The 14,951-nt window shown below is 64.4% G+C and carries 17 protein-coding genes; 3 read left to right on the top strand and 14 right to left on the bottom strand.

Annotated features, from left to right (window positions below; genetic code table 11):
* Positions 1 to 23 precede the first annotated feature (23 nt).
* The gene (locus LDO29_RS19440) at positions 24 to 2,234 is read right to left on the bottom strand and encodes a cytochrome c biogenesis protein ResB (protein ID WP_224081407.1); all 2,211 of its coding nucleotides are present in this window, start codon (positions 2,232 to 2,234) and stop codon (positions 24 to 26) included.
* Positions 2,235 to 2,390: 156 nt separating this feature from the next.
* Positions 2,391 to 3,050 carry a c-type cytochrome gene (locus LDO29_RS19435; RefSeq protein WP_224081406.1) on the bottom strand — a complete coding sequence of 220 codons (660 nt, stop codon included), beginning with the start codon at positions 3,048 to 3,050 and terminating at the stop codon, positions 2,391 to 2,393.
* A gap of 451 nt (positions 3,051 to 3,501) precedes the next feature.
* On the opposite strand from LDO29_RS19435, the gene yihA reads away from it, so the two are divergent.
* The 3 genes from yihA (at position 3,502) to LDO29_RS19420 (ending at position 6,656) form a co-directional block, all read left to right on the top strand.
* Positions 3,502 to 4,188, top strand: coding sequence for a ribosome biogenesis GTP-binding protein YihA/YsxC (yihA, locus tag LDO29_RS19430; RefSeq protein ID WP_224081405.1), 687 nt, complete (start codon positions 3,502 to 3,504; stop codon positions 4,186 to 4,188).
* Between the two features lie 266 nt (positions 4,189 to 4,454).
* Positions 4,455 to 5,447 (top strand): porphobilinogen synthase, encoded by a 993-nt coding sequence (gene hemB, locus LDO29_RS19425; protein WP_224081404.1) that lies wholly within the window; start codon positions 4,455 to 4,457, stop codon positions 5,445 to 5,447.
* A 15-nt stretch (positions 5,448 to 5,462) separates the two neighbouring features.
* Positions 5,463 to 6,656 carry a magnesium transporter CorA family protein gene (locus LDO29_RS19420; protein ID WP_224081403.1) on the top strand — a complete coding sequence of 398 codons (1,194 nt, stop codon included), beginning with the start codon at positions 5,463 to 5,465 and terminating at the stop codon, positions 6,654 to 6,656.
* Positions 6,657 to 6,659: 3 nt separating this feature from the next.
* Here the strand turns inward: LDO29_RS19420 and dsbD are convergent, their stop codons facing one another.
* From dsbD to rpmD, 12 genes are all read right to left on the bottom strand, one after another.
* Complete coding sequence (gene dsbD, locus LDO29_RS19415) at positions 6,660 to 8,579, bottom strand: protein-disulfide reductase DsbD (protein WP_224081402.1); 1,920 nt, start codon at positions 8,577 to 8,579, stop codon at positions 6,660 to 6,662.
* Positions 8,580 to 8,629: 50 nt separating this feature from the next.
* Positions 8,630 to 9,010 carry a divalent-cation tolerance protein CutA gene (gene cutA / locus LDO29_RS19410; RefSeq protein WP_224081401.1) on the bottom strand — a complete coding sequence of 127 codons (381 nt, stop codon included), beginning with the start codon at positions 9,008 to 9,010 and terminating at the stop codon, positions 8,630 to 8,632.
* A gap of 108 nt (positions 9,011 to 9,118) precedes the next feature.
* Positions 9,119 to 9,514: a 50S ribosomal protein L17 gene (rplQ, locus tag LDO29_RS19405; RefSeq protein ID WP_011299296.1), complete on the bottom strand. Its 396-nt coding sequence runs from the start codon at positions 9,512 to 9,514 to the stop codon at positions 9,119 to 9,121.
* A 144-nt stretch (positions 9,515 to 9,658) separates the two neighbouring features.
* Positions 9,659 to 10,639, bottom strand: coding sequence for a DNA-directed RNA polymerase subunit alpha (locus LDO29_RS19400; RefSeq protein ID WP_011299297.1), 981 nt, complete (start codon positions 10,637 to 10,639; stop codon positions 9,659 to 9,661).
* Between the two features lie 168 nt (positions 10,640 to 10,807).
* Positions 10,808 to 11,431, bottom strand: coding sequence for a 30S ribosomal protein S4 (gene rpsD / locus LDO29_RS19395; RefSeq protein ID WP_224081400.1), 624 nt, complete (start codon positions 11,429 to 11,431; stop codon positions 10,808 to 10,810).
* A 288-nt stretch (positions 11,432 to 11,719) separates the two neighbouring features.
* Positions 11,720 to 12,118 (bottom strand): 30S ribosomal protein S11, encoded by a 399-nt coding sequence (gene rpsK / locus LDO29_RS19390; RefSeq protein WP_010812376.1) that lies wholly within the window; start codon positions 12,116 to 12,118, stop codon positions 11,720 to 11,722.
* 24 nt (positions 12,119 to 12,142) lie between these two features.
* Positions 12,143 to 12,508 carry a 30S ribosomal protein S13 gene (gene rpsM / locus LDO29_RS19385; RefSeq protein ID WP_071010110.1) on the bottom strand — a complete coding sequence of 122 codons (366 nt, stop codon included), beginning with the start codon at positions 12,506 to 12,508 and terminating at the stop codon, positions 12,143 to 12,145.
* Between the two features lie 19 nt (positions 12,509 to 12,527).
* Complete coding sequence (gene rpmJ, locus LDO29_RS19380; RefSeq protein ID WP_008642959.1) at positions 12,528 to 12,644, bottom strand: 50S ribosomal protein L36; 117 nt, start codon at positions 12,642 to 12,644, stop codon at positions 12,528 to 12,530.
* A 30-nt stretch (positions 12,645 to 12,674) separates the two neighbouring features.
* Positions 12,675 to 12,893: a translation initiation factor IF-1 gene (infA, locus tag LDO29_RS19375; RefSeq protein ID WP_029047590.1), complete on the bottom strand. Its 219-nt coding sequence runs from the start codon at positions 12,891 to 12,893 to the stop codon at positions 12,675 to 12,677.
* A 22-nt stretch (positions 12,894 to 12,915) separates the two neighbouring features.
* Positions 12,916 to 14,259, bottom strand: coding sequence for a preprotein translocase subunit SecY (secY, locus tag LDO29_RS19370; protein ID WP_224081399.1), 1,344 nt, complete (start codon positions 14,257 to 14,259; stop codon positions 12,916 to 12,918).
* Positions 14,260 to 14,306: 47 nt separating this feature from the next.
* A complete protein-coding gene (gene rplO / locus LDO29_RS19365) occupies positions 14,307 to 14,741 on the bottom strand; it encodes a 50S ribosomal protein L15 (protein WP_224081398.1) in 435 nt (144 codons plus the stop codon).
* Between the two features lie 22 nt (positions 14,742 to 14,763).
* Positions 14,764 to 14,946, bottom strand: coding sequence for a 50S ribosomal protein L30 (rpmD, locus tag LDO29_RS19360; protein WP_008642953.1), 183 nt, complete (start codon positions 14,944 to 14,946; stop codon positions 14,764 to 14,766).
* Positions 14,947 to 14,951: the final 5 nt, after the last annotated feature.

The raw sequence follows: 14,951 nt of genomic DNA, 5'->3' as shown, positions 1-14,951 counted from the left end.
CGCCACTGCCCGGCCCGACGGGTTCAATGCTGCGCCTGCGTCGGGGCGTCCTTGTCGGCCCCGGCCGCGCGCCCGATGTCGTCGCGCAACGCGACGAATTCCTTCTCGAAATCCAGCGTGCGGCGCTGGGTCGACATGGCCATCAGCACATGGCTGCCCGGCGCTGCCGCTTCGGTCGGCACGGCCGATGCGGCGGAGTCCGCATGATGTCCCGGATCCTTGATCCAGACCCAGACGCGGCGCTCGCGGATATAGAACATCGCGAACACGCCCAGCACCAGCAGCAGACAGCCAAGATACACGATGTTCTTGCCCGGCGCACGGGTCATCTGGAACACGCTGGCCTTGATCTCCTTGAAGTCGTCGAGCTGCAGGAAGACCGGCGCGCCATAGAAGAAGCTGTCCGACAGCGCGTTGATCGATTGCTGCAGGAACGCGCTGCTCTGCGCACTGTTCGGCACCACCGGCTGCTTGTCTTGCGCACGCGCGATTTGCCACAGCTCCCACATCGACCCGTTGAGGATCTTCAGCAGCACATCGGCAGCCTTCTGCTGCTCCGTCGCGGGCACCGACTTCTCCAGGAAAGCCGCGATCGCCGTGAAGCCGCCCGGCGGAGAGTCAGCATTGGGGCGGGTGGCGCCAGCAAACAGATCCAGTGCACGCAGTGCGCTTTCGGCCAGCTGGCCGCGCAACTCGGCCTTGTCCGCGCCCGGCATCGACGCCAGCGCAAAGCGGCGCGCCGCCTCGCCGCGCATGCCGCGATCCTGCAGCGCGGCGCGCAGGCGCATCCAGTCGACCACGCTGCCCTGGTCATCCGCCGGAATGCGCAGGTAGCGGAACGGCTCGTTGGGCGACTCGCGCATGCCGGCCAGGAACACCGACTGGCCGTCGAGCTGTACCGGCACCATGTAGTTGTTGAACTCGCGCGCCTGGCCGTTGCGGTCGCGCAGCTTGTACTGCACCGACGGGCCGACATTGCGCAGCGTCTTTTCCTTTTGCGCACTGGCGGCTGCACCCAGGTGCGATTCGATGGTTTCGTTGAACGACTTGCGCGCCACGCCACGCGCGTCAGGCTTGCCCGAGGCATCGGTGACGTTCTCGATGTTCATCAGGCGGAAGTCGCTGAACTCGACCGTCAGGCCTTCCGCGTCGGCGGCCATGCCGGTGCCGGTCAGCGGCGCGTTGCCACCGACGGTTCCGGCGAACGGGAAGGTGCCGTGTCCGCTGCCCTGCATCGGGTAGCCGACGAACTTCAGCTGCGAACCGCCGTCCTCGAAGCTCGACTGGTAGATGGCAATGCCATCGACGATCAGCGGTTCGTTGACCTTCACCGTGGCGTGCGTCTGCTTGCCGGTGGCACGGTCGGTCACAACCACGTCCGACGCGAACAGCTTGGGCATGCCGGTCGGGTAGAAGTCGATCGTGAACTTCTTGAGCGTGAGGTTGAACGGCAGGTCCTGCACCAGTGCGCCGTCGGCAATGTTCAGGATCGCCGTGGACACCGTCGAGCCTTCGGGCACGAAGGCATTGCCGCGGAAGCCCGGATTGCTGGCCGACAGGCGATGCTGCGTCGGGATCTCGCTGATGACGGCATTGCCGCTGATCGGGGTCTTGCCGCCGAACCACATCTGGGCGCGGATCAGCATGTCGCCATCGAGCAAGCCACCGATGCAGATCACCACGATCGCGGTGTGCGCCAGGATGTAGCCGAGCTTGTTGGCCGCGCCGGCCTTCGCCGCCAGCAGCGTGGCGCCTTCGTGCTCGACCTGCCGGATGCGGTAGCCGCGGTTGCGCAGCAGTGCACCGACGCGCGCCACGGCCTCCGCACGTGGCCGCGCGGCTTCGAACTCGCCGCGGTGGTGGAAGGCGCGCAGGCTGCGTTCGCGCACATGGTCCTTCCACGAGCGCATGTCGACGATCATCTTGGGCGCGTTGCGCACGAGGCACAGCGACGTGGACACCACCAGGAACGCCAGGATCAGCAGGAACCACCACGAGCCATAGACCTTTTGCAGCGAAAGCGCGTGGAAAACATCAGCCCAGAACGGCCCGAACTGGTTCACGTAGTTCGGGTATGGCTCGTTCTGCTTGAGCACGGTACCCACCACACTGGCAATGGCGATCACCGTCAGCAAGGCAATCGCAAAGCGCATCGAGGACAACAATTCGACCGCGTCGCGCAACACGCGGTGAGGGGTCTTCAGGTGCAGGCCTGAAGTGGAAGCGGTCGACATGTGCAGTGCTACAGTAGGCTTTGAAATAAAAAAGGGTGGACATGCTTGGCAAGCAGGCCACCCTTTTCGATTGTTGCCGACGCCATCGGTTGCATCCTGCTTCGTGCCCCGCATTCGCGGAGCGGCAGGCCAACCGCCGGGTCGGCGCGGAACGACTTAGCGAACGCCGGCGACGTAGTCCGCCACGGCCTTGATCTCGGCGTCCGACATCTTGGCGGCGATGGTGGTCATCACCGGGTTGTTCTTGCGGGTGCCCTGGCGGAATGCCACGAGCTGGGCCTCGGTGTAGTCCGACCACTGGCCGCCGATACGCGGGTACTGGGCAGGAATGCCGGCGCCGGTCGGGCCATGGCAGGCAGCGCAGGCCGGTACGCCCTTGGCCGCGATGCCCGCACGGTAGATCTTCTGGCCGGCTTCGATGGTGTCCTTGTTCTTGGCGGTGGCCGGCTTGATCTGCTGCTTGGCGAGATAAGCACCGATGTCCTTCATTTCCTGGTCGTTCAGCGCGCCGGCCAGCGGCGACATGATCGCATTGTTGCGCGACTTGTCCTTGAAGTTGGCCAGTTGCTTGTGGACGTATTCGGGATGCTGGGCGGCCAGCTTCGGGTTGGCGGCAGCGCCGCTGTTGCCGTTGGCGCCGTGACAGCTCAGGCAGGCGGGGACATTGCGATCGGGCGCGCCCTGCGTATAAAGCGTTTCGCCCTTTGCCGGATCTGCCTTTGCGGCGGCCTGCTCTGCGGCAGAAGCCAGACCGGTCATGGCGGTTGCAGGCAGGGCCAGCACCAGGACACCCAGAAGCTTCGCAATGCGGTTCATTCGCACACCTTGTCTGAATTGTTTTGAATACCGTAGTGCATGCCGGCCGGCACTTTGCGGGCGGTGAGGACGCACCCTTGCAAGGCCTTGGCATCGTAGTCGTGGCAACCCGGGATTCCGGGCCGGACCGCGCACCAGGCAGCAGACCCCGCCTCCCTGGCGCCGCCCACGATGGAACGGCAAACACGGCCAATCCCGTCCGGATGGAACGGGTCACCGGCAACGCGGCCATGGATGCCCTGCGTCACCCAGTCAGGAGACCGTAAACCGGCGTATTGTACAATAAATAATGTGCCGGATTGATGCCATGGCGCCCCTGTGCCTGTGCTGGATCAAATCCGGTGGCCTGGCCGATCCCGTGCCGCCAGCCTTACCACCTCGGCGTGACCGTGGTTGCACTCCTGCGCAATTCGCGCCCGCCGCAACCAGCCCGCCCCACCCGCTTCAGCGCATGTCCCTCCTACACCAGGCCCGCTTCTTCACGACCGTCAACCACCTGCGCGACCTGCCCGCCACGGCTGTGCCGGAAGTCGCGTTTGCCGGACGCTCCAACGCCGGCAAGTCCACGGCCATCAACATCCTGTGCAACCAGAAGCGCCTGGCTTTCTCGTCGCGCACGCCGGGCCGCACGCAGCACATCAACTACTTCACGGTCGCCCCGGTCAAGGCGCCGGAGCCGCTGGCCTTCCTGGTCGACCTGCCCGGCTATGGCTACGCAGAGGTTTCGGGCTCGGCCAAGTATCACTGGCAGGGACTGCTCAGCGATTACGTCCAGAGCCGGCCCCAGTTATCCGGCCTGATCCTGATGATGGACGCCCGCCGCCCTTTCACCGATCTCGATTGCCAGATGGTGGAGTGGTTCCTGCCCACCGGAAAGCCTATCCATGTGCTGCTGACCAAGGCCGACAAGCTCACCAACAGCGAAAACGCCAAGGCCCTGCGCGAGACAAAGCAGATGCTGGCCGGCTATGCAGAGCAGTTGCAAACGCCGGTGCCGCTCACCGCGCAGCTGTTCTCCAGCCTCAAGCGCCGCGGTATCGAAGAAGCGCAGCGGGTCATCGCCGGCTGGCTGGCGTTGCCTGAGGCGCAGTCCGCCGCGCCGGTTCAGCAACCTGCGGAACCGGGCGCGTCCGAGTGACGTGGGCATTGCGAGCGCGCAAAAAAAGCCCCGTTGCAAGCAACGGGGACGAACTTTCCCGCCGGTTCAGGGCGGGTACCCGCTCAGGGAGGAGTAGCGGGGGACACCGCGCCGCGCCGGGCGCAACGCAAGGTGTCCGCGAGTATGATAGCGGGCACGCACAAAAGTTTAGTTTTTCTGCATAACGCGGTCCGGCACGTCCGCCGCCTGCCGGCGACGGGCCGCTTTCCGCATATATCCTCCCTGAACTCCCCCTTCAAGCTGCCATGTCTGCCTTTCCCGAGTACCGTCCCCGCCGCATGCGTCGCGATGACTTCTCGCGGCGCCTGATGCGCGAGCACCGGCTATCGCCGGACAACCTGATCTACCCCGTTTTCATCCTGGACGGGCAGAACCAGCGCCAGTCCGTGGCGTCCATGCCGGGAGTGGAGCGCGTCTCGATCGACCTGCTCCTGCCGGTGGCAGAGGACTGCGTGAAGCTGGGCATCCCGGTGATCGCGCTGTTCCCTGTGATCGACCCGTCGCTGAAGACCCCCGACGGCATCGAAGCCACCAACGCCGACGGCCTGGTGCCGCGCGCCGTCCGAGCCCTGAAGGACCGCTTTCCCGAACTCGGCGTACTCACCGACGTGGCGCTCGACCCGTACACCAGCCACGGCCAGGACGGCGTGCTCGACGAAAACGGCTACGTGATCAACGAGCAGACCGTCGAGATCCTGGTGAGGCAGGCGCTGGTCCAGGCCGACGCCGGCGTGGACATCGTGGCCCCGTCGGACATGATGGACGGCCGCATCGGCGCCGTGCGCATGGCGCTGGAAGATGCCGGCCACATCCACACGCGCATCATGGCCTATTCGGCCAAGTACGCTTCGGCGTTCTACGGCCCGTTCCGCGATGCCGTGGGCTCGGCCGCCAACCTGGGCAAGGGCAACAAGATGACCTACCAGATGGACCCGGCCAACACCGACGAGGCGCTGCGTGAAGTCGCCCAGGACATCATGGAAGGCGCCGACATGGTCATGGTCAAGCCCGGCATGCCCTACCTGGACATCGTGCGCCGCGTGAAGGACGAGTTCCGCTTCCCGACCTACGTCTACCAGGTCAGCGGCGAGTACGCGATGCTCAAGGCCGCCGCGCAGAACGGCTGGCTGGACCACGACAAGGTCATGATGGAATCGCTGCTGGCCTTCCGCCGCGCCGGTGCCGACGGCATCCTGACCTATTTCGCGCGCGATGCCGCGCGCCTGCTTGCCGGCTGAGGCCACGCCGCGCGCATGGAGCTGCTAGGCTTCTCGGCCAGCCAGGTTCACCCGCTCGCCTCGCTGGCCGAGGCGGGCGCGTTCCTGGCCGGCAACGCGGCGGCCCGCTTTGTCTGGGCCGATTTTTCCATCGAAGAAGTCTCGGCGGCACCGGACAGCTGGCGCGAGAACGTGCAGCAGCTCAGCGGCGCGCCTATCCTCGACCTGCATCTGGTCGATGCCACCAACACGGCGCATCCATCGTACTTCGACACGACGCACGCGTACGACATGGTGATCTTCCGCAAGCTGACCTTCGAGACCAGCCGCGCCATTGCCGAAGCGGCCGGTTCGACGGCACCCGCGGCGGAGGCCACACCGAAGACACGGCGCCATCCTCCAGGCTTCCTGCCAGCGCTGGCCCGTATCGATACCCAGCCGGTCACCTTCTTCGTGTTCGACAACGTACTGGTCACCGTACGGCCCGGCCCTTCGCGCACCATCGACCAGGTCCGCCAGCGGCTGCTGGAGTTCTGCCAGGGGCCACGACCACAAACCGCGCCGCGGGCGAACGGGCAAGCCCCGCTGCTGCACGGGCTGCGGCCGCCAAGCCGGCCCGAGGACCTGATGCTGCGCCTGCTCAACGCCATGGTCGACCGCTACCTCGAACTACGCGCGCCGCTCACACGCCAGTTGGACCGCTGGCAGCGCGCGCTGCTCAACTCGCGGCGCAGCTTTTCAAGCTGGGAAGGGCTGCTGGACGCGCGCATCCAGCTGCGCAGGCTGGAACACCTGAGCGAGGAACAACGCGACGCGCTGCAAGAATTCCGCGACAGCGTGCTGGACAACCGCTACAGCGCCGATCCGAGCGAGCCTGCGGACAAGGCGCCGGGGCGCGACGAAATGCTGCTGGTGCGCATCAACGACCTGATGGAGCACATCCAGCGCGTGCTCGCGCATGCGCGGCGGCTGGAAGACTCCATCGAATCCGCCGTCCAGATCCATTTCTCGGCGGTGGCGCACCGGACCAACCAAACCATGCGCACGCTGACGCTGATCACGGCGCTGTTCATGCCGCTCACGCTGATCACCGGCATCTTCGGCATGAACTTCGAACGCATGCCGTGGCTGCGCGAACCCGACGGGTTCTGGTGGTCACTCGGCCTGATGGGCGCGGTGGTGGTGGTCCTGGGCGCGATCTGGGCCCTCGGACGGCAACTGGAACGCTAGCGCTCAGGTGCTGGGGCGCTTGCCGAACGCGCGCTCCAAGCTGTCCAGGAACCGGCCGGCGGACTGGTAGCCGATCACGCGCACGGGCCGTTCGCGGCCGTCGGCGCCGAACAGGATGATGCCCGGCGGCCCGAACAGGCCAAAGCGCTTGAGCAGCGCCTTGTCATCCGCATTGTTGGCCGTGACGTCGGCCTGCAGCAGCACAATCTCCGACATGCGGGTCCGCACCCTGGCGTCCGTGAAGGTCAGGCGTTCCATCTCCTTGCAGCTCACGCACCAGTCGGCATAGAAATCGAGCAGCACCGGCTTACCGGCTGCGGCGGCCTGCGCTACGCGTGCATCCAGTTCGGCCACGCTGCGGACGCGCTCGAAGCGCACGGCCTGCGGGCCGGCCGCGGTTTCCGCGGCACCGCCAGTGACGCGGGCCAGGCTCAGGTGCGCCAACGGCTGCAATGGATCCCGCCCGCCTGATGCCAGGCCGAGCAACAGGATGGCGCCGGCCAGCGCGGCCAGGACGCCAAGCCCCTTGCCGAGCCGTGCCACGCCGCGCGCTTCGGCACCCAGCGCATCAAAGGCGCCGAGGAACACCGCCGCCACGAGCAGCAGCGCCGCCCACAGCGCCATGATGAGCCACGCCGGCAGCACCGGCGTCACCATCCAGATCGCCACGCCCAGCAACAGGAAACCGAAGAAGCGCTTGGTGGCCTCCATCCAGCGCCCCGCGCGCGGCAGCAGGTTGCCCGCTCCCACGCCGACGAGCACCAGCGGAACCCCCATGCCCAGCGCCATGGCCAGCAGCGCACTGCCGCCGGTCACCGCATCGCGCGTCTGCGCGATGTACGCGAGCGCGCCAGCCAGCGGCGCCGTCACGCACGGGCCAACGATCAACGCGGAAATCGCGCCCATGGCCGCCGCGCCGATCACTTGCCCGCCCTGGCGGCGGTTGGACGTCGCCGTCAGCCGGGTCTGCCAATGCTGCGGCAGCTGAAGCTCATAAACGCCGAACATCGACAGCGACAGCGCCACCATCAGCGCCGCAAACGCGGCCAGCACCGCCGGAGTCTGCAGGGCCGCGGCCAGGCCTTCCCCGAGGAGTCCCGCGGCCACGCCGATCATCGTGTACACCACGGCCATGCCAAGCACATAGGCCAGCGACACCACCAGCGCACGGCTACGGGTGGCGTGCTCGCCAACGACGATCGACGACAAGATTGGCACCATCGGCAGGACACACGGCGTGAAAGTCAGCAGCAGGCCCAGACCGAAAAAGAGCGCCGCCACGATGCCAAGGTTGCGGCTGGCCAGTGCGCCGGCGATGCGGTCGTTCTCGTCGAAGCGTGCGGCGGGCGCGACGGCTTCCGTACCGGGGCCGGCCGACGCCATCGGCGGCACCGGTGTTTCGCTGCGCGGGCTGCCGCCGAACAGGCTGCCAAGCGTGCTGGTCCCGACCTTGTAGACGCTCTCCATCGGCGGATAGCACAGCCCCTTGTCGGCACAGCCCTGCGACGTCACTACCAGCGACCATTTGCCGTCGGCCGGGGCCAACTGCACCGGCACGCGGATCACCACGGCATCGCGGTAGGTCTCCATCTCCTTGCCAAAGGTCTCGTCGAACTTCACCTTGCCAGCGGGAAACTCGGGCTGGCCCAGGCGCACCGTACCGGGCTGGACGGCAAAAGCAAAGCGTTCGCGATACAGGTAGTAGCCGCTGGCTACATCGAAGCGCACTTCAATGGTCTGCGGGTCGAGCTGCCGCGCGGCGAAGCGGAAGGCCTGCTCGGGTGGCAGGAAATCGTCTTCCGTGGCCGCGCTGGCGCCTGCAGCCAGGCACAACCAGGCCACCATCGCCGCCAGCACTGCGGCAATATGCCGCGCCCACCCCAACCGGCGTAACCGCGCCGAAAGTGCAAAACCCGTGCTCATAAACCGTCCTGAATCCTTTCTGTCGCTTCCGTGACCCCGAGGCGCCGCCGTCAAGCCGCACCATGCGCGGCGGGATCCACTTCGTCCAGCACCCATGCGAGGTAGGGGCCGAAACCCTGGCTCACAGGCCAGGCGATGATCTCCGGCACATCATAGGGATGATTTGCACGGATGACCGCCTCCAGCGCTGCATAGCGCGCACGCGTGGTCTTGGCCAGCAGCGGCCATTCCGTGGCCTGTTCCAGCTTTCCCTGCCACCAGTACTCGGATTCCACCGGCGCGAGACGGTTCACGCACGCACACACCCGCGCCTCCAGCAGCACCCGGGAAAGCCGTGACGCGGCCTCCGCATCCGGCAGGTTGGTCAGTACGACGATGACTGCCGTTTCGTCGCCGTCGCCGGCGTGCTGGGAACTGTTGCTGGCTTGCATCCGGCCCCTCCGAGTCCTGGCGCACAAAACAAAAGAGCCAGGCAAATTGCCTGGCTCGATTGTAAGCGGTGTGTCCGAACCCGTCGGGAGACGGGCTGGAATCTAACCTTACTCGGCAGCTTCTTCAGCTGGAGCTTCGGTGATTTCCGGACGGTCCACCAGCTCGACCAGCGCCATCGGCGCATTGTCGCCCTGACGGAAGCCGAACTTCAGGATGCGGGTGTAGCCGCCCGGACGAGCGTTGTAGCGCGGGCCCAGTTCGGTGAACAGCTTGGTGACCATGTCGCGGTCGCGCAGACGGGCGAAAGCCAGACGGCGGTTGGCAACGGTGTCCTTCTTGGCCAGCGTGATGAGCGGCTCGACAACCTTGCGCAGTTCCTTGGCCTTGGGCAGGGTAGTCTTGATCAGCTCGTGCTGGAACAGCGAGTTGGACATGTTGCGCAGCATCGCGAGACGGTGCGACGAGGTGCGGTTCAGTTTCCGCAGACCATGACGGTGACGCATGATGATTCCTTTCAGATTGAGTGTTTGACCAGCTCTTCTATCGCCCCGGAAGCAAGCTCCCGAGACGCGGGCCGGTAGTCATACATGCCCCGGCCGGAACCGGGGCGGTTACCGCAACGCGAGGCCAACGGCCCCGCGCCACAATTACTTGTCCAAACCTGCGGGCGGCCAGTTCTCGAGCTTCATGCCGAGGGTCAGGCCACGCGAAGCGAGGACTTCCTTGATCTCGTTGAGCGACTTGCGGCCCAGGTTCGGGGTCTTCAGCAGCTCGTTCTCGGTACGCTGGATCAGGTCGCCGATGTAGTAGATGTTCTCGGCCTTCAGGCAGTTGGCCGAACGCACGGTCAGCTCCAGGTCGTCGACCGGGCGCAGCAGGATCGGGTCGATCTGCGGTGCGCGGCTCGAAGCGGCCTCGGCGGCGGACTCGGTGCCTTCCAGCGCGGCGAACACCGACAGCTGGTCAACCAGAATGCGGGCTGACTGGCGAATCGCTTCCTCGGGCGAGATCACGCCGTCGGTTTCGATGTTCATCACCAGCTTGTCCAGGTCGGTGCGTTGCTCAACGCGAGCGGACTCGACGGCGTACGACACGCGGCGCACCGGCGAGAACGAGGCGTCCAGCACGATGCGGCCGATCACCTTGCTCGACTCGTCGCCGAACTTGCGCACGTTGCCCGGCACGTAGCCACGGCCCTGCTCGACCTTGATCTGCATGTCCAGCTTGCCGCCGGCCGACAGGTGGGCGATGACGTGGTTCGGATTGATGATCTCGACATCATGCGGCAGCTCGATATCGGCCGCCGTCACAATGCCTTCACCATCCTTGCGCAGCGAAACCGTGACTTCGTCGCGGTTGTGCAGCTTGAACACGACACCCTTCAGGTTGAGCAGCAGGTTGACAACGTCTTCCTGCACGCCGTCGATGGTGGAATACTCATGGACCACCCCAGCGATCGTCACTTCGGTCGGCGCATAGCCGACCATCGACGACAGCAGCACGCGACGCAGGGCGTTACCGAGCGTATGGCCGTAGCCGCGCTCGAACGGCTCCATCACGACTTTGGCGTGATGGTCGCCCAGAGGCTCGACGGCGATGATTTTTGGCTTGAGGAGTGCTGTTTGCATTAGGTTGTCCTTTTCAATACCCTCGGCTCGTTACACCGATAAGGCTGACGTTTGGAACCTTGAAATCCCATCGCGCGATGGGCAATAAGCCCGACCGCGCGTAACGCGCGTCGGGCTGAAAGAGAGGCTTTGCGGCGAACGCAAGCGCTGAGTCGTTTTGCCCGCGGATTAACGCGAGTACAGTTCGACGATCAGGCTTTCGTTGATGTCGCCTGAGATGTCAGCGCGGTCCGGAGCCTGCTTGAAGGTGCCTTCGAACTTCTTGGCATCGACGGCAACCCAGGTCGGGAAGCCCGACTGCTCGGCCAGCGACAGCGCTTCGGCGATACGGACTTGCTTCTTCGACTGTTCGCGGATGGCGATGATGTCGCCAGCCTTGATCTGGGCCGACGGCACGTTCAGGGCCTGACCATTCACCAGGATCGCCTTGTGCGACACCAGCTGACGCGCTTCAGCGCGGGTCGAGCCGAAGCCCATGCGGTACACCACGTTGTCCAGGCGCGATTCCAGCAGTTGCAGCAGGTTTTCACCGGTGTTGCCCTTGCGGCGGTCGGCTTCGGCGAAGTAGCGGCGGAACTGGCGCTCGAGCACACCATAGATGCGCTTGACCTTCTGCTTTTCACGCAGCTGGTTGCCATAGTCGGAGGTGCGGGCACCCGACGTGCGGCCATGCTGGCCCGGCTTGCTGTCCAGCTTGCACTTGTCGGCGAGCGAGCGACGGGCGCTCTTCACGAACAGATCGGTACCTTCACGGCGGGAGAGTTTGGCCTTCGGGCCGGTATAACGTGCCACGTTGTCTTCCTTTGTTCGATCGCGACGCCTGTGTTGACGCGCCGCGAGTCCGCCAGCGCTGTCCACCGGGAATTGCCGGCGACCGTGACGGACGGTGGGCTTATGAAGCGCGCCCCGTTACCGGGTACGACGCTGAAAGCATTTACCAATGCTCAACTGAAATGTGCTTTATGCGACATTTTCGTCAAGCAAAACGAAAACCTGCCGCATCAAATGCAGCAGGTCAACGCGCGATACTACCATATCCCAAACCGGCAGGTAAACCCGCCGGCCCGGACAGGCCGTCGCTTAGATGCGGCGGCGCTTCGGCGGACGGCAGCCGTTGTGCGGAATCGGCGTGACGTCTTCGATGATCGCGATCTTGATGCCCAGCGCGTTCAGCGCGCGGACAGCCGACTCACGACCCGGGCCCGGACCCTTGATGCGCACTTCCAGGTTCTTGATGCCCTGGTCTTGCGCCACACGGCCGGCGTTCTCGGCAGCAACCTGGGCAGCGAACGGGGTCGACTTGCGCGAACCCTTGAAGCCCTGGCCACCGGCGGTCGCCCACGACAGGGCGTTACCCTGGCGGTCGGTGATCGTGATGATGGTGTTGTTGAACGAGGCGTGGACGTGCGCAATGCCGTCGGCAACGTTCTTCTTGACCTTTTTACGCGCGCGAGCGGCGTTATTCGGACCTTTTGCCATTAGTTTCTTCCTCTGCCTTCGGCTTTACTTCTTCAGAGCCACGCCGGCCTTACGCGGACCCTTGCGGGTGCGGGCGTTCGTGCGGGTGCGCTGGCCGCGCAGCGGCAAGCCCTTGCGGTGACGCATGCCACGATAGCAACCAAGGTCCATCAGACGCTTGATGTTCATCGTGGTCTCACGACGCAGGTCACCCTCGACCGTGACCTTGCCCACTTCGTCACGAAGCTTTTCCAGGTCGGCGTCGGTCAGATCCTTGACCTTCTTGTCAAACGGAACGCCGGTGGCCTCGCAGATCTTGCGGGCGCGCGAGCGGCCGATACCGTAAATAGCCGTCAGGCCGATTTCGGTATGCTTGTGGTTCGGGATGTTAACCCCTGCGATACGTGCCATTCGTCAATCCTCTTTCCGATTAGCCTTGGCGTTGCTTGTGGCGGGGATCCGACGAGCAGATCACGCGCACGACACCGTTGCGCTTGATGATTTTGCAGTTGCGGCAAATGCGCTTAACAGAAGCCAGCACTTTCATAATTTTCCTCTTCCTTCAATTCCTGTTCGCTCACTTCGTCCGGAAGACGATCCGTGCGCGTGACAGATCATATGGGGTCAGCTCGACCGTCACCTTGTCACCCGGAAGAATCCGGATGTAATGCATTCGCATCTTGCCGGAGATATGGCCAAGTACTACGTGGCCGTTCTCCAGTTTGACGCGGAACGTCGCGTTCGGGAGGTTCTCCAGGACCTCCCCCTGCATCTGGATGACGTCGTCTTTAGCCATACCTAGTCTGTACCGATCTGAATCAGCGCAGGGTCAGGTTGCCCTTGAAGTTCGCTTTCTTCAGCAACGATTCATACTGCTGCGACATGACGTAGGACTGAACCTGTGCCATGAAGTCCATCGTGACGACCACGATGATCAGCAGCGAGGTCCCGCCAAAATAGAACGGAACGTTCCAGCGCAGCACCAGGAATTCCGGCAACAGGCAGACCAGTGTGATGTAGATCGCACCAGCCAGCGTCAGGCGCACCAGAATCTTGTCGATGTAGCGCGTCGTCTGCTCGCCCGGACGAATGCCCGGAATGAAGGCACCGCTTTTCTTCAGGTTGTCCGCCACTTCCCGGCTGTTGTAAACCAGAGCCGTATAGAAGAAGCAGAAAAATACAATCGCAGCCGCATACAGCAGGATATACACCGGCTGTCCCGGCGACAGCGTGGCAGCCAGGTCCTTGATGAACCGGCCGACCGCACCAGTCGACTGAGACGTGAACCAGCCCGCAATCGTCGCCGGGAACAGGATGATCGACGATGCGAAGATCGGCGGAATCACCCCTGCCATGTTCAGCTTCAGCGGCAGGTGCGACGACTGGCCGCCGTACACCTTGTTGCCGACCTGACGCTTGGCATAGTTCACCAGGATCTTGCGCTGGCCGCGCTCGACAAACACCACGGCGAAGGTCACACCGATCACGATCGCCACGATGAAGATCGCCGCGATGATGCTCATGGAACCCGTGCGGACCAGTTCGAACAGTCCACCGATCGCGTTGGGCAAGCCCGCCGCGATACCGCCGAAAATGATGATCGAGATGCCGTTGCCCAGACCACGCTCGGTGATCTGCTCACCCAGCCACATCAGGAACATCGTGCCAGTCACCAGCGTGATCACCGCCGTGGCCCGGAACATCAGGCCCGGATCGATCACCAGCCCCGGCTGCGATTCCAGCGCGACCGCGATCGACAGCGCCTGGAACGTGGCCAGAACCACGGTGCCGTAGCGCGTGTACTGCGTGATCTTGCGCTGGCCTGCCTGCCCTTCCTTCTTCAGCGACTCCAGCTGCGGCAGTACGATCGTCAGCAATTGCATGATGATCGACGCCGAGATGTACGGCATGATGCCGAGCGCGAAGACGGTAAAGCGCGACAGCGCCCCGCCCGAGAACAGGTTGAACATCCCGAGGATGCCACCCGACTGACTCTGGAAAAGCTTCGCAAGCTGATCCGGATCGATGCCCGGCACCGGGATATGTGCGCCGATGCGGTAAACGATCAGGGCCAGCACCAGGAACACCAGCCGGCGCTTGAGGTCGCCGTACTTAGCCGTGTTCCTGGCTTGCGCGCTTGCATTGGGTTTCGCCGTGGCCAAACGATGCTCCGACTGTGACTGCCTATGCTGCGATGACTGCTGCCGAATTACTCTGCGATCTGGCCGCCGGCGGCTTCGATCGCGGCCTTGGCGCCAGCGGTGGCGCCCAGACCCTTGATCGTCACCTTGCGGGTCAGCTCGCCAGCCTTGATGACCTTGGCGCTCTTCACCAGGTCGCTCACCAGGCCAGCTTGCTTCAGGACCAGCAGATCGACTTCGGCTGCTTCCAGGCGCTCGATGTCACGCAGCGTGACTTCGGCCGTGAAGGCCTTGGTCAGCGACGTGAAGCCGCGCTTCGGCAGGCGACGATACAGCGGCATTTGACCGCCTTCGAAACCCACCTTGTGGAAGCCGCCCGAACGCGACTTCTGACCCTTGTGACCGCGACCAGCGGTCTTGCCCAGGCCGGAGCCGATACCGCGGCCGACGCGACGCTTGGCGTGCTTCGAACCGGCAGCCGGTTTCAGGTTGTTCAGTTGCATCTTGCTCTCCGAAGTCCCGGTATCAGGCCAGAACCTTGACCAGGTACGAGACCTTGTTGATCATGCCGCGCACGGCGGGCGTGTCCTGCAGCTCCGACACCGAGTTCAGGCGGCGCAGGCCCAGACCACGCACGGTGGCGCGATGATCCTCGCGCGTGCCGATCAGGCTGCGCACGAGTTGCACTTTTACGGTTTTCTGCGACATTGCGT

The sequence above is a fragment of the Cupriavidus laharis genome (assembly GCF_914271435.1).
Lineage (GTDB): Bacteria > Pseudomonadota > Gammaproteobacteria > Burkholderiales > Burkholderiaceae > Cupriavidus > Cupriavidus laharis.
This window is presented reverse-complemented; position numbering and strand designations above follow the sequence as displayed.